Origin of the sequence: Streptomyces sp. NPDC001851, from assembly GCF_040297165.1 — a bacterium.
Lineage (GTDB): Bacteria > Actinomycetota > Actinomycetes > Streptomycetales > Streptomycetaceae > Streptomyces.
Window position 1 is genome coordinate 260,641 of sequence record NZ_JBEOYR010000005.1, and the last position, 13,672, is coordinate 274,312.

Here is a 13,672-nt window from a genome sequence, read left to right on the forward strand (position 1 = left end):
ATGTCAGAATCCGATGGCCTCGCGCAGCAGCAGGACGGTGCCGCGCCCGGGCTGGGGCTCCGCGTTGAGGACGAGCAGACGGTTGACCGCGCTCGGCTGCCCGTAGACCGCCTGGGCCCGCGCGGTCTCCAGCGGGAGGGCGTGCTCCTCGACCCGGCGCAGTGCGGTGCTCAGGTCGGGCACCACCTTCTGCGCACCGACGACCCAGATCGCCCGCGCGGCACCGCCGGCGGAGGCGGGCAGCTGGCTGCCGCTGCCCGAGGCGATGACGAGCGAGCCGGTCTCGGTGACGGCCGCGACGCTGGCGACGAAGACGTCGGGGGCGGCCACCAGCCGGCGGATCCGGTCGAACTCGGTGGCGCGGTCCATCTTCAGCACCCGCGGCCGGATGGCCTGGTAGCGGTCGCCCGCCTCGATGTCCTCCGCGATGCCGGAGAGCCGAAGCGTCTCGCTGGCCCCGGTGAACACGCCGGCGCCCTGCGGGATCAGGTCCTTGACGCGGGCACGGGCCGCCGCGGCGTCGTCGAGCAGTTCAGCGGCGAAGCCGTTCGCCCGCAGCGCCGCGATCGCCCGGTCCAGCCGTTCCGCGGACGCCGGTGCGGCGAAGTCGTCGGCCGTCCCCGTGGCCGACGCGTCCGCCTCACCGGCACCCGCCCCGGGTGCCCGACCGGCGTCCCCGTCCTTACCGGAGTCGTGCGCCTGAGCGTGGGGGCCGGGCGCCGAACCCTCCAGCGGGGTGGTGTCGGCGTACCTGACCTCGTAGACCCGCTCGGCGAACCGCCATCCCTCCGGGGTCCGCCGGTAGGTGTCGTGGTAGATGGCGAAGTTCAGGCCCGAGCGGCCGTCGAGCAGACGCGCGATCTCCTGTATGTAGGTGCGACCGGTGGCGGTGTCGCCGTCGATCCGGATCGTGCCCGGGTGGCTGTTCTGCACGAAGAAGTCCCACTGGCTCTGCAGGCGTTCGCCTCCGGCCCGGATCTCCTCCCGGCCGATGAACTCGACCGGGACGTTGGGCATGCGCAGAACGCCGTCGGGGGTGAACAGCGCGGCGAGACGGGCGCGGTCGCGCATCATCGCCGCGTCGGTGAACTCGCCGCGCAGCGCCTCGATCTCGACGCGGTCGGCGATCTCCTGGAAGTCGTTCATGATGGGCTTCCCGTCCTGGTGGCTGGTGTACTCGTCTTCACCGGTCCGACAACGCAGCCCCGCCGAATGTGAGGTGAGCCGCCGACGTCACATTCCGCCGCTCTGATGTGTCGTAGTGGAGAGGACACGTGAACGAGGGAGCCGGAGAGCGTATGACCACCCCGTCGGACCAGGCACAGCCGGACCAGGCACAGCGGCAGGCGGACGAGCAGCGGGACCCGGACCTGAGCACGATCATGAGCGAGCGACGACAGCTGCTCAATCTCGCCTACCGGCTGCTCGGGTCCCTGGCCGACGCGGAGGACGTCGTCCAGGAGACCTACACCCGCTGGTACGCGATGTCCCGGGCCGAGCAGCAGGCCATCAGGTCCCCGGGCGCCTGGCTGACGAAGGTGGCCGGCCGCATCTGCCTGAACCTCCTCGGCTCGGCGCGCGCCCGGCGGGAGTCCTACGTCGGCGAATGGATCCCGGAGCCGCTGCCCGACCCGGCCGAGTGGATCGCCGGGGCGGGCGGCGTCGGCGTGGACCCGGCCGACCGGATCACCCTCGACGAGTCGGTGTCCATGGCCTTCCTGGTCGTGTTCGAGTCGATGACCCCGGCCGAGCGCGTCGCGTTCGTGCTGCACGACGTCTTCCGCTACCCGTTCGCCGAGGTGGCCGAGATCGTCGGCCGGAGCCCGGCGGCGTGCCGTCAGCTGGCGTCCTCGGCCCGCCGCCGCATCGCCGCCGCGCGAGCCGAGGCCAGCCCGAACGCGGCTCGGCAGGCGAGCGTCGTCCGGCGATTCAAGGCGGCCTGGGAGGCGCGGGACATCGAGGCCCTGATCGGCCTGCTCGACCCTGGTGCCACCGCGATCTCCGACGGCGGCGGCCGCGCCGTCGCCCACCTGCTGCCGATCGAGGGCGCCGAGCAGATCGCCCAGCTCTACCTGGCGATCGCCCGCTTGGCGCCGCCCCGGACGATCCTTGAGCGCACGGTCAACGGGCTGCCGGGCCTGGTCGTCGAGTCCGGGGGCCGGGTCGAGACGGTGTTCGCCTTCAAGATCGCCGACGACCGGATCACGCACATCTGGGCGGTGCGCAATCCGGACAAGCTCCGCCCATGGGGGCTGTCCTGACCGTCCCCACGGGCCTCAGCTCACGGTGGAACTGCACGCTGCCGGTCCCCGCACGCACCCGGTCGGCAGCGGGGACGCCTGTGTGCAGCCCCTTGTGGGCCAGCAGGATGGCACCGTGCACCTGTTCAACATCTGTTCGACATCGACGGCCTCGTGCCGACGTGGACATGCGCGCGGCGTGCTCCGCCGACAGCACGACCGTGAAGTGCACCATGACCGCGAACAACCAGCAGCACCACCCCGCTCACACGCGGCGCGGCGCCCCCGTAGCCACCGGTTCACACCGGCGAGGGCAGGTGCACCGCGGACAGCAGCCCCAGCTCGATCTCCCGACGCGGCAGCCACAGCCCGAGATGCTCGCCCACCGCCGCGAAGAGCCGCTTCGCCAACTCCTCGTCCTCGCCCTCGGGGTCCTCGCAGCCGGGGAAGGTGTCCCGCACCGCCCCGGCCCGGCGCATCGCCCCGTCAAGTGCGGCGAACGTCCCGAGCCGGTCCCTGGGCGGGACCGCGGTCTCCAGCAGGCTGTCACCGGGCTCGCCGGCAGTCACTTCGCCGGCTGCGTCGACGTAGCACACCCACGGGTGCTCGTGCAGGAAGCGGTCCAGGCAGACGAGTTCGTCGTCCTGCTCCACCAAGGTGTCCTGGCCCAGCCGGTCGAGGAAGAAGAGGTGCCAGGTGGATCGCTCGACCTCCAGGACGTACGTCCACCCGCCGCTGCGGCCGAACATCGCCACGCTGTCGCCCGGGTTCACGCTCAGCATGTCGAAGTCCCTGAAGAGCGGCGGCCGTTCGGCCATGCCGCGGTCGGCGCCGAGGCGCACCACGAAGTCCACGGGGTCCACGCCCCGCACCGCCGTGAGGCTGATGTCCGAGAGCATCCCGTCCTTGGCGATCGCACCGCTGTACCAGTGCTCGCCCATCCACGCCAAGCCGTTGTCCGTCACCGTGGCGACTCCTTCTCGCGGTCGGTGAGGCCGCCTAACGCAGCTGCCCGTACCGCCGTCCAAGTCCAGGCTGCCGTATCGGCTGCACCAAGGAACTCGGCCTCTACCTCCGGGGATGAGCTGGATCACATGGGCCCAAGCATAGGCAACGACGGGGCAGCCCCTTGATCATCGTCGGACTGTTCCTGCAGCGCCCGACCGCCGGTGCCGGCCTGCGCAGCGCGGTGGGGCAGTCGAAGGCAGCCGCCAAGTTCCTGGCCGGGGCCAAGCGGCAGGCGGGCACCCGGCCGGAGCTGCTGGCGGCGTCGTGGAACGCGGGTGTCGCGGCGGTGAAGAGGTACGGCGGAGTGCAGATCCAAGCCGAACCTCGCGGCCAACTCCTGGCAGGTCATCGGCCCGTGCCCGAGCCGCCCCCGGCCCGCGTGCGCGGTCATGTGGTGGGCCAGGTGCCGAGCGCCCGCGCCAGTCGGTCGCTCTGGTCTCGGGTGATGCCCTGGGCGAGGCGGATTCCATACCGCGGGCTGCCGGGTTCGTCGCAGTACAGGATGCCGGGAAAGTGGTCCTGGCCTCCGGAGAGGGGGGAGACGGAGGCCAGGGACCATCCGGCCGGCTCCCACAGGGGATGGTCGTGAACGAGGGCTTGCGCGAGCGCGGGGGCGTTGCCAGCGGGTACGCCCGCCTGGACAAGCGCGCAGCCGATCACATCGACAGCCTCGCTGGGCAGGTCGGCATCACCGAGCGCCGGTAGCAGGAGGAGCAGACGAGCATGAGGTGCGTGGACGCCCGCAGCGCTCTCGTCGGGTGTGCCGGCGATGTGCGCGAGCTCCTGCCAGGACAGCCCGGGGCCGGACTGGTGTCCGTCGATGGTGGCCAGGTAGCCGTGGCGGTCCCACTCGGGGTGGGATATGAAGTACTCCGTCCCCGCGTCGTCGCAGAGGTTGCGGCCCACGATGACGACGGCATGGCCTCCGCTGAACGGAACCCGGATGACCGGCCACTGCTCCTCGTCGGCCAGGGCCGCGTCCGCCGCGTCCGCGTCCGCCGCGTCGACACCGAACCACGCCGGCTCGGGATCGTTCTCCTCGGTCTGGCACAGCCACAACAGGTAGGCGGGCCAGAATCCCGGCAAGGCCAGCAATCCCTCCCCGGCAACGAGCGGGGCGTCCTGGAATCCATCGATCAACACGAGCCCAGACTGCCACCTGGCTCAGGCGGGCCTCGCACCGCGGCCTGATCCATAGGACAACAGCCTAGGATCGGGCTTCCAGCAGTGAGGCGAAGGGGATCTGCGTGACCCCGGAGACGTACTGGTCGACGCCGTACGTCTCGTAGGACTCCGTATGAGCTGACAGGCGACCCCGGGAATTGAACGACGAAATCACAGCGGTGATGCCGCTGCCCTGTGGGCCGAGCCATCGGTTTGAAGTGACGTAGCGGGGCCTGCGCGTCACATTGATGATGTTGTTGTCGTTGTGCACCCGCGCGTGGTACGCCACATAGTCGGGGCAGGGGGCGGGGGAACAGTTGAAAAGCCTTTCCCTCTTCTCGTGCCACGAGAAGATCGGGGTCACCAAAGCCGGATCGATCTTTCCGCGGTCTCCTCTCAGGAAGATGGCCGACATCTTGGCTGTGATGATGTCGTACTTCGCGTCCGCGGGGATCTGGACCACCCGCTCCGTGGTGAAGTCCGTTCCCGGCGCGATCCACGCGCCCGCCAGGACGACGGGCCCGCTGTTGATCGTCCGGTACGCGGTTGGCTGCACGTACAGCTCCGTGTCCACACCCGCCTCCGCGTCCGCCCGCCATTCCCTCTGATCCAGCGTGGTCTTCTTTCCGTCGAAAAGGGAATACCGCCCCTCGACCCAGTAGGCGCTGTTGAGGACGTAAGCGGGAACGGCCCCGTCATTCGCCACGTGGAGTTTTACCGGGAGGTAGGTCACGGGCATCTTCGGATCTTTCCTGGGTTTTCCGAAAAACGCCTCGACCTTGTAATGGGAAAGTGCCGCGTGGGGCTGGTACACGGCTGAGTAGGCGAAGTTGGCCGCGGCCAGCAGGACGGTGGCCGCCACGGCCGCGGTGATACTCCGGGGGTGGGGAATCCCCTTCCAGGCTCGCTCCTGCCAGACCGTCCACCCCGCCCACAGCGCCCACAAGGAGAGGGCAAGGAACACCGGCAGGTACGGCGTCCACTCCCGCTCCTCGAACCATACGGCCAGCAGCAAGCCCTCCGTCGCCACCGCGATGAATACACCCACCAGCACCAAAGCGCCCGAGTGCCGCAGCGTGCGCTTTCCCCAGAAGTCGAACACCGCGGCCGCCGCGACGGCCTGCACCGCTCCCGCGAGCACGAACAGCATGCCGCCCAGACGCCCCGAGAAGGTCAGTGCCCCCAAGGCGTCCACCATGCCGATGTCGGCAAGAAGCAGCGCGGATACGAGCAGCCCGGCGACCAGCAGCGCGATCGTGGCGCGCCGGCGTCCCGTGCGGTCGGGCCAGGAGGCGCTGTCCGCCCCACGCCAGGAAACGCAGGCCCGGTTCTCCAGGTCCATATCGGGCGGCAGCCCCGCGTGGCGCAGCTGCCTGCGCAGATCACGTCGGGACCAGGCACTGCCCGCCGGCTCGCCGTCGATGGTGACCGCACGTAGACCCCGCTTGTCCGGCGCGTCCACCACCACTCTGCGCCTGCTCATGGACCCAGGTTCACGGCCGAGCCAGGGGAGCGCACCCGGGACTACTCCACTCGTCCGTCTGCCGTCCCGCCGTTCCCTCCGGGCGCCGAGCCCAGGCGCTGCCGCCGCTGCCGTCGTTGCTGCTGACGATGTGCGGGTCAGGCACCCGGTGACGACCCACCTGTACGGGGCGGTGCTGGTGGGGCATCCGTCGGCGTGGGCGGCGGTCGTCCCTGGAAATAGGATTGCCGTGAGGCCAGAGCTCACGTTGGCTGGGGAGTATGGCTGAACTGCGTACCGATCGCCTCCTCCTCCGTCGATGGCGGGACTCCGACCTTGAACCGTGGGCGGCGATGAATGCCGATCCCGAGGTGCGGGAGCACTTGGGTGACCTGCTCACCCGAGAACAGACCGATGCCTCGGTGGCACAGTTCCAGGCCGAGTTCGACCAGCGAGGCTACGGGTGGTGGGCGGTTGAGGCGCAGGGCACGGGCGAGTTCATCGGTATCGCGGGCTTGGACCAGGTGGATGACGGCATGCCGTTCACGGGAGTGGAGATCGGCTGGAGGCTCGCCCGCTCGGCCTGGGGCCAGGGCTACGCCACCGAGGCCGCGCTGAGAGTCCTGTCCTACGGCTTCGACACCCTCGGGCTTCCCGAGATCCTCGCTGTGACAACGGCTGCCAACCTCCGTTCGCAGGCGGTGATGCGCCGAATCGGCATGACCCGGGACCCTGCCGACGACTTCGACGACCCCACCGCGCCCGAAGGGCCACTGCGTCCGAACGTGCTGTACCGCATCGCCCGTAGTACGACGAGGACTTGACGTTCTCCGCTGGGCTGCCTCTTCCGCCGCGCGGACACGTTCCCTGCGCTGGGCGGCGAGCACGTCGGGGTGGCGGGTGTCGGCCAGGGCGAACTGCCGCAGCGGCCGAAGTGGGTCTCGATCGGGTTGCCCCAGGATGTGTACGTCGGGGAGGGCTGTCCTGGATGATGCAGAGCGATGCACCGCCGATCCGGGCGGCGCGGATCGACTTCAGCGCGGCCGGGGTACTGGCGGTGCCCTTCCGGACGACGGTCGCTGAGGTGTCGGCTCCAGGGATCGGGGCATCGGCGGGGTATGGATGCACAGTCATGGGTGCTGCGGGGGCGCGGCCATGCCCGCAGGGCGGCGGACAGTGCGGCGATGTCCGTGGCGGCCCGGGTGGGGTTCGCCGCCCGAGGACTGATCTACGTTCTTGTGGGCGTGATCGCCCTGCGGATCGCCGCCGGGCAGGACGGGAGTGGGCGGCAGGCCGATCGCGGTGGTGCGCTTGAGGAGCTGGCCGGTCAGCCCTTCGGGGCGGAGATGCTCTTGGGACTGGGTGGCGCGCTCGCCGGTATGGCGCTGTGGCGGCTGTCGGAGGCGGTGTTCGGTGGGGCGGGGCCGAACGGAGACAAGCCGTCCAAGCGCGTGGCTGCGGCCGGCCGGTGCGTCTTCTACGTCTTCGCGTGCTACTCGGTGCTGTCCTACGCGGCCGGAGACCGGGGGAGCGGCAGCGGCTCTTCCGACCAGCGGACGGACGATGTCACCGCCATGGCTCTGCGATGGCCGGGCGGCCAGTGGCTCGTGGGCATCGCCGGTGCCGTCGTGGTGGTCGCCGGGCTGTGGATATCGGTACGGGCCGTGCGGATGAAGTTCCGGGAGAACCTGAGGACCGGGGCCATGTCGTCCAGGGCCAGGCGGATTACCGACCTGTTCGGTGTGATCGGAGGCACGGCGCGCGGCGTCGTCTTCGCCGTGGCCGGTGTGTTCGCCGTCGTAGCGGCCGGCCGGCACCAGCCCGGCGAGGCCAAGGGCATGGACGACACGCTGCGTGCCTTCCGCGACCTGCCGGCCGGCCCGTGGCTCCTCGGCGTGATCGCACTCGGTCTGGCCGCGTTCGGCGTCTTCTCCTGGTGCAACGCGCGCTGGCGCAGGCTCTGAAGCAGGTGAGTGCGGCCCCGCCGACGGCGCCGCTGCTCGGACGGGCCGGTCTCCCCATCTCATCGCACGTACCCACAGCCCACGAAGATCAACGGTGGCCGCACTCGTCGTCCGCCGGTGCCCGGTCAGCACCTTCACGCACTACGGCGTTCGGTGAGCGACTCCGCCAGTCGGTCGGCGAATTCGGTGAGCCAGTCCAGCCGTGGTCCGCTGCGGGCGATACGAAAGCCGTGGCGGCGGCCCCAGAACGCAGCCTGCACGGCATGGAACTGGGCCCACCGCTGGACGCGTTCGCGGTCGAGTTCGGCGGCCTCGGCGAAGACGTCCAGGACACGGTGGGCAGCCTTGCCCAGGTCATCCGCTTCGAGGAGCGTCAGCGCGCGGGACTTCAGCAGCGTGCCGCCGTCGTAGGCAGGATCTCCCACGTACCCCTTGGGATCGACGGCCAGCCACGGCTCTCGGTCGGCACGCAGGATGTTCCGGGCATGGAGATCGCCATGGACGAGGGTGTCCGGCTGGGCCCGGCCCAGTTCCCGGACGGTCGCCACCGCGGCATCCAGCACCTGACGCGGCAATGCATGCGGCAGCTCCTCGGCGTCCTTGCACAGCTGCTCCTCCCAGGCATCGGCCTGCTCACGCAGCCGGGGCAGGCCGGGCGGTGCCGGAATGGCCAGGCGGCGATTGAGGCGCCCGGCGACCGTCACCACCTCGTCGCCGTCCTCGACCTCCGCCAGGGTCGACGGCTGGACCCGCTCCAGCAGCATCGCGAACCGCTCGTCGTCGCGCTCATGCAGCAGGACGGCACCGCACCCGCCCCACGCAACGAACGCATCCGGCTCATGGACGTTGCCGGGATGCGGAAACGACACCTTCAGCACGGCGCTCTCCTCCGCCCTCCGCCGTACCGGGACGACGACGCCGACGCCCCCGTGCATGACCTCGCCGTCCGGCACGCACCCCCAGCGCTCCAGCAACTCCTCCACGAGCCCGGGCAGCTCGGCGAGCCACGCCGCCCCGGCCTGACCCTCGCGGTCGACGGTGCTCTGTGCGAACTCCTCTGGCATCGCGATCATCCCCGCACCCTACGCGCCGGCCGGCCGCCGCCACCAAGCGGACGGAGCCTGTCGGAGCCCATGGCCAACCCCGCCGTGGTCAGCGCCGTCGCCGTAACGGGGCGAGCGACCAGCAGCGAGAAAGACGGACGCCGAGATACCGAGCAGGACTCCGGCCAGCAGTGGGCGCCGACCGGCACTTCGGACCCGAGGAACGGATGGTGATGGTGACTTCGCTGCCCGGGGCGGCCAGGACCCATGCCTTGCCTTCCGCCCGGCGCAGCACGACCGCGTTGCCGTCTGCCGTGATCCGCCACGAGCGCGGGGGCAGGGACAGTTCTGTCAGCCTCAGGCCGTGCCGCGCCGCTCGGTAGGTCATCCGATACACGTCATCGGCGGGGTCGTACGAGGCGGAGCGGATCGTGCCTGCCACCGCCTCGGCGTACGGTTGCGCGGTCAGCTCCTTGTTGGTGCGGAAGGCGCCGGAGTCGTCGACCGCGCAGTATCCGCCGCCGTAGCACCAGACATAGCCCGCCCAGCCAGAGCTGTAGCGGCCGAGCGAGCGCATCGCGTCACGGTAGAAGCGCTTCATGTTCGGCAGGGAGCTGTTGGGCGGACCCCACTCCCCGATCACGATCGGGACGTTGTACCGCTTCGGGTACTCGGTGACGGCATGCTCGTAGGCCGCGATCCAGCCCGCGCCCGGATCATAGTCCGCTCCCGCCTCCATGGCGGCGTTGTAGAAGTGCGGCGCGTACACCACCTTCGGATCGTCGATGCGCCCGAGGCCGGTCGGTACGCCTTCACCCACGATCGGGGTGGGTTCGACGAAGACCCAGGCGTCCCGGTCGGCCGAACGCACCGACGCGGCCAAGCGGTTGTACATGGGGGTGAGCTGGTCGTGCTCGATCCGGCGGGCGGCCGCCGGCAGGTCCTCCCCCTGCCGCAGCTCGCCCATGGGTTCGTTGATCAGGTCGTAGCCCAGGACGGCCGGGTGGTGGGCGAAGCGGCTCGCCAGCACCCGCCACGCCCGGGCCTGGGCGCGTTGCAGGTCCTGGTCCTGATAGAGATGAGTGAAGGCGCGCTGGACCGCGGGCTCGTAGTACTCGGCGAACCAGTCGTCCGGATGGGCGGTGAACGGCAGTCCGTCGGTCCTGGTCGCCCACTCGGGAATGCCGCGGTGGCCGAAAGCGGGTCCGAAGACGTCCTGGTGGGCGTCGATCACGACCTTGACGTCGTATCGAGCGGCCCAGTCCAGGAGACGTTCGATCTTCCGCAGATAGGTCTGGCTGTATCGACCGGGCTGCGGTTCCAGGTCGTCCCAGAAGACCAGTAGGCGGGCGAAGTCGAACCCCTTGGCCCGCATGTCGCGGAAGTGACGCTCGGTGATGGCCGTCAGGGCCTTCTCGCCCCGGTTCACCTTGTCCTCGATGTTCCAGCCGCGCAGGGTGAGGACACGCCCGTCTTGGTCGGTGAGTGCGGGTATGCCGTGCGCGGTCTGCTGGGGGCGGGCGGTCGTGGGGGCAAGCAGCGCGGCGACAACTGCGCTCGCCGCAAGGGCCGTTCGCAGCACCACGGGAAACCTCCGGGCCAGTCGGGTTCGGGGTGTCGCGCATCCCATCAGTAGCCGGGCCTGTCTTCAAGAGGTAGTGCAAGCCGTCTTGCTTCCCGGGCGACCGGCGACCGGCGAGCAGCACGTGCGGCGCGGACGCCGGGTTGACTGTCTTTGACCACCACGCAGGCTTCGGGGTCGACACCTGTCTGTCGCGCAGCATGCAGGAACAGATCGGGGCGGGCTTGCCGCGGGAGACCTCGGTGGAGCTGTAGATGCGACCTGCGAAGCGCTCGCAGAGTCCAGCGCGGCCAAGGGTGTGCCGCCCCTTGTCGTAGGAGACGCTGGAGACCACGCAGGTCGGTCGGCAGAGCCAGCGCGTCAAGAGCTTCGGGCAGGCCGTCGACCGGGGCAAGCTCAGCATCGACGGCCTGGCGGTGGAGTTGCTCGACCCCCGCGACCAGAATGACTACGCTGAGCACGGGCCTGCCTTCCCGCCCGGTCGTCGTCCAGTCCGCGCGTAGCCAGTCCGCCGGCCCGACCATGACCTCCCCGACCAGGGTCACGCGCTCCCGCCCCCCCCGCGCGCCTTTCCGCCCCCGCGCCAGACGATCACCTGCGTCCTGCCGGTTCCCTCGATCGCGACGCCGTAGCAGACCATGGTGGCCGACAGGCCGGTGAGGCGTCAGAGCATGAGCATGAGCCGCGTGTTCGGGATGAGCTTCCGGTTCACGCTGGTGCTCTGCACGAAGATCGTGAAGTCGTCGTTGTGGTCCGGCTTGACGCGGACTTCCACGTCCGGCAGTCCGAGCAGAGCTCTGGCCTCGGGCCCCGTATACACCCGGTCCGTCTTCTTCTCCAGCACCGCGATCTGCTTCTTCGCCTGAATCTTCTCCGACTTGCTCAGCTGGTAGAACGCGCCACCGGTACGGTAGGTGTGCCCGCATTCGATGACCCAGTCCCGGATCCCCGCCTCACGAGTCACAGGGATCAGCTCGTACTGTGACGGTTTCACCGGGGTGAGGCCGGCCGCCTTGATGGTGTCCTGGTTGACCGCCTCAGCACCCGTGGAGAACACCGCCCGAGATCCCCGGATGCCTCGGGTACGGCCCACCATGAATTTTTCGGTGGCCTGCTGGATGACCTGCCCGGCCTCCGCCAGACCCTGCGTGCTCGTGGCGTCCCAGATGGCGATGTTGTCCTTCGGGAAGCCGCACTGCATGGCCTCGCGCTTGCCCATCTGGTCCGGCACAAGGACGGCCAGCGTCCAGTTGTCCTCCTGAGTCTCGATCAACTCGGCCACGGCCTTGACCAGTTCACGGGGGTTCCTGGCAGGGGCATCCGGGCAGCGATGACTGGCGTTCTCCTGGCCGTCGGTGAGTATGAATGTCAGGAAGCTGTGGTCGCCGTACAGTTGAGCCGTCTGCGCCAGCTCCCCCTGTGACTTCAGCGCGGCCGCCAGCAGAGCCGTCATTCCACCGACCCGATACAGCTGCTTCAACGACGGCATCCGCAGCACGTCCTTGTCGTAGATGACGCATTCCACCTTGTCCGCGAAGACGTACACCGTGACGCGGGTTTCCTGGTCCAGTTCCCTCGATCGGCGGGCGAGGTAGGCAATCTGCTGGTCTGCGACCTCGACGACTTTGCCGCTCAGATGCGACATGGACGAACTGGCATCCAGCACGAGAGCAACGTGGTTGATGTAGTTCTGGCTTCCGGACATGACAGCTCCCCCTCTTTCCGACTCGATGCTCCTACCGTCTCACGCACCACTGACAATCGGTCTTGGCCGCCAGCCTGACGGGGAACCCACCCGGCCACGCTTCGATCGAAGACGTGCTGTTTCCCGGGATCGATGTGCGATTGGAGGGCGTGAGTGTCACCGCTGCGCTGTTGGTCGTGGATGTTGTGGCCTGCGGACGACCACCGTGTTGCCCAGCGTGTCGGTGGCGGGGACGCAGAGTGCACTCGATCTACCGCCGCACCCGGTCCGAACGCCCCTTGGGCGCACAGAAGTTGGTCGTGCGTCTGCGGGTACGGCGCTTCTTCTGCGACAGGAAGTCGTACGCCCGCAGGACGTTCGTCGATCAGTCGATCGGCTGCCGGAGCGTCGCCGTCGGTCCAGCCTCGGTTGAAGGAGTGGCTGACGACGGTGGCCGTCGAGCTCTGCGGCCGGGCCGGCGAGCGGCTGTGCCGCAGGCTGAACCCGGCGGCGGGCCGGACCCGCCTGGTGGGGCTGCTGGAGGAGCCGCCGACATCGGAGCGGGCACTGTGGGTCCTCGGGGTGGAACGAGATCGCCTTCCGCGTTGGACGATGCGCGTGGGCGGAAGTGCGTCCACCAGCGGCATCCGGATCGGGCGGTCACATCCCCGTTCCGCGTGCTTCTTCAGGCACGGCCGGTGCTGATGGCACGTCTCCTCGACCGCGTCAGAGAGATTCTGGAGCAGATGCCAGCGGTCCGCGGCCTCCAAGGCGTCCGGCGTCGGCTTCCTTGATCGCCTTCGTGTACTCCACCACCACGCAGAAGTCCCCCGCATGGTCGCCGCCGGGCATCCGCTGAGCGACATCGCCCGCCGCCTCGGCCTCGACCGCAAGACGGTCCGCCGCTACCACGGCTACTCACCACGCACCCTGACCCGGGCCTGCCAGGCCGCCACCGGTCGCAGCGCCAAAGATCTCATCGACGCCCGCGCCGCCCTGGAGGCGCAGCGCCTGCTCGTGCACACCGACCTGCCCGTCGCCGAGATCGGCCGGATGCTCGGATTCTCCGAACCCGCCAACTTCGGGGAGTTCTTCACCCGCGAGACCGGCGACACCCCCGGCGGCTTCCGCACCCGCCAGCGCTGACCAGGAGGCCGGGCAGCACGGCGCCGGGCCATCGACCGGCCGGGCGACTGCGGTTTCGGCACCCGCCATGGCCAGGCAGACGCCAGCGGAATGATCCCGCGTACCAACCACGGGCCTGCGGCTTCACGGAAACACAGTGAGAACCGTATTCGAAGAGCGCCATCATCTGGCAGGCTCATCGGTCAGCCGGGTTTGCCCCGGGGTTCTGGTCGAGGTGCCCCGGGCGTCAGAACGCGCACACAGCGGGGTGCTGGGCGACGCTCCGCTCGGCGGCCTCGCTCAGGTTGTGCCAGGGATGCCGCCGGTTCGCGACCCGGAACGCCTGCGGTGTTCTGTTCCGTCTGCGGCAGCCTCGGCGAAGAACGGGCGCGGCCTCGGC

The 13,672-nt window shown here is 69.6% G+C and carries 12 protein-coding genes; 4 read left to right on the top strand and 8 right to left on the bottom strand.

Annotated features, from left to right (window positions below; all coding sequences use genetic code 11):
* Nucleotides 1-3 precede the first annotated feature (3 nt).
* Nucleotides 4-1,146 carry an LUD domain-containing protein gene (locus tag ABT171_RS09575; protein WP_351241593.1) on the bottom strand — a complete coding sequence of 381 codons (1,143 nt, stop codon included), beginning with the start codon at nucleotides 1,144-1,146 and terminating at the stop codon, nucleotides 4-6.
* Nucleotides 1,147-1,298: 152 nt separating this feature from the next.
* On the opposite strand from ABT171_RS09575, the gene sigJ reads away from it, so the two are divergent.
* The gene (sigJ, locus tag ABT171_RS09580; RefSeq protein ID WP_351241595.1) at nucleotides 1,299-2,261 is read left to right on the top strand and encodes an RNA polymerase sigma factor SigJ; all 963 of its coding nucleotides are present in this window, start codon (nucleotides 1,299-1,301) and stop codon (nucleotides 2,259-2,261) included.
* 278 nt (nucleotides 2,262-2,539) lie between these two features.
* On the opposite strand, the gene ABT171_RS09585 is transcribed toward sigJ, so the two are convergent.
* From ABT171_RS09585 to ABT171_RS09595, 3 genes are all read right to left on the bottom strand, one after another.
* Nucleotides 2,540-3,205, bottom strand: coding sequence for a hypothetical protein (locus ABT171_RS09585; RefSeq protein ID WP_351241597.1), 666 nt, complete (start codon nucleotides 3,203-3,205; stop codon nucleotides 2,540-2,542).
* A gap of 430 nt (nucleotides 3,206-3,635) precedes the next feature.
* The gene (locus ABT171_RS09590; RefSeq protein ID WP_351241599.1) at nucleotides 3,636-4,391 is read right to left on the bottom strand and encodes a hypothetical protein; all 756 of its coding nucleotides are present in this window, start codon (nucleotides 4,389-4,391) and stop codon (nucleotides 3,636-3,638) included.
* A gap of 64 nt (nucleotides 4,392-4,455) precedes the next feature.
* Nucleotides 4,456-5,895, bottom strand: a complete 1,440-nt coding sequence (locus ABT171_RS09595; protein ID WP_351241601.1) for a hypothetical protein — start codon at nucleotides 5,893-5,895, stop codon at nucleotides 4,456-4,458.
* A 260-nt stretch (nucleotides 5,896-6,155) separates the two neighbouring features.
* Between ABT171_RS09595 and ABT171_RS09600 the strand changes: the two genes are divergently transcribed.
* Nucleotides 6,156-6,698 carry a GNAT family N-acetyltransferase gene (locus ABT171_RS09600; RefSeq protein ID WP_351241602.1) on the top strand — a complete coding sequence of 181 codons (543 nt, stop codon included), beginning with the start codon at nucleotides 6,156-6,158 and terminating at the stop codon, nucleotides 6,696-6,698.
* 294 nt (nucleotides 6,699-6,992) lie between these two features.
* Nucleotides 6,993-7,838, top strand: coding sequence for a DUF1206 domain-containing protein (locus tag ABT171_RS09605; RefSeq protein WP_351241603.1), 846 nt, complete (start codon nucleotides 6,993-6,995; stop codon nucleotides 7,836-7,838).
* A gap of 134 nt (nucleotides 7,839-7,972) precedes the next feature.
* Here ABT171_RS09605 and ABT171_RS09610 read toward each other — a convergent pair whose 3' ends face one another.
* The 4 genes from ABT171_RS09610 to ABT171_RS09625 all read right to left on the bottom strand — a co-directional run bounded on the left by ABT171_RS09610 (nucleotide 7,973) and on the right by ABT171_RS09625 (nucleotide 12,168).
* Entirely contained in the window at nucleotides 7,973-8,911 is a 939-nt protein-coding gene (locus ABT171_RS09610; RefSeq protein ID WP_351241604.1) for an aminoglycoside phosphotransferase family protein, read from the bottom strand.
* A 79-nt stretch (nucleotides 8,912-8,990) separates the two neighbouring features.
* Nucleotides 8,991-10,463, bottom strand: a complete 1,473-nt coding sequence (locus ABT171_RS09615; RefSeq protein WP_351241764.1) for a cellulase family glycosylhydrolase — start codon at nucleotides 10,461-10,463, stop codon at nucleotides 8,991-8,993.
* A 47-nt stretch (nucleotides 10,464-10,510) separates the two neighbouring features.
* On the bottom strand, nucleotides 10,511-11,131 hold the full coding sequence (locus ABT171_RS09620) for an HAD family hydrolase (RefSeq protein ID WP_503074628.1): 621 nt from the start codon (nucleotides 11,129-11,131) through the stop codon (nucleotides 10,511-10,513).
* Nucleotides 11,128-12,168, bottom strand: coding sequence for a vWA domain-containing protein (locus ABT171_RS09625; RefSeq protein ID WP_351241606.1), 1,041 nt, complete (start codon nucleotides 12,166-12,168; stop codon nucleotides 11,128-11,130). Before ABT171_RS09625 ends, ABT171_RS09620 begins: the two co-directional genes overlap by 4 nt.
* Nucleotides 12,169-12,981: 813 nt before the next feature.
* Here ABT171_RS09625 and ABT171_RS09630 point away from each other — a divergent pair.
* Nucleotides 12,982-13,293: a helix-turn-helix transcriptional regulator gene (locus tag ABT171_RS09630; RefSeq protein ID WP_503074587.1), complete on the top strand. Its 312-nt coding sequence runs from the start codon at nucleotides 12,982-12,984 to the stop codon at nucleotides 13,291-13,293.
* Nucleotides 13,294-13,672: the final 379 nt, after the last annotated feature.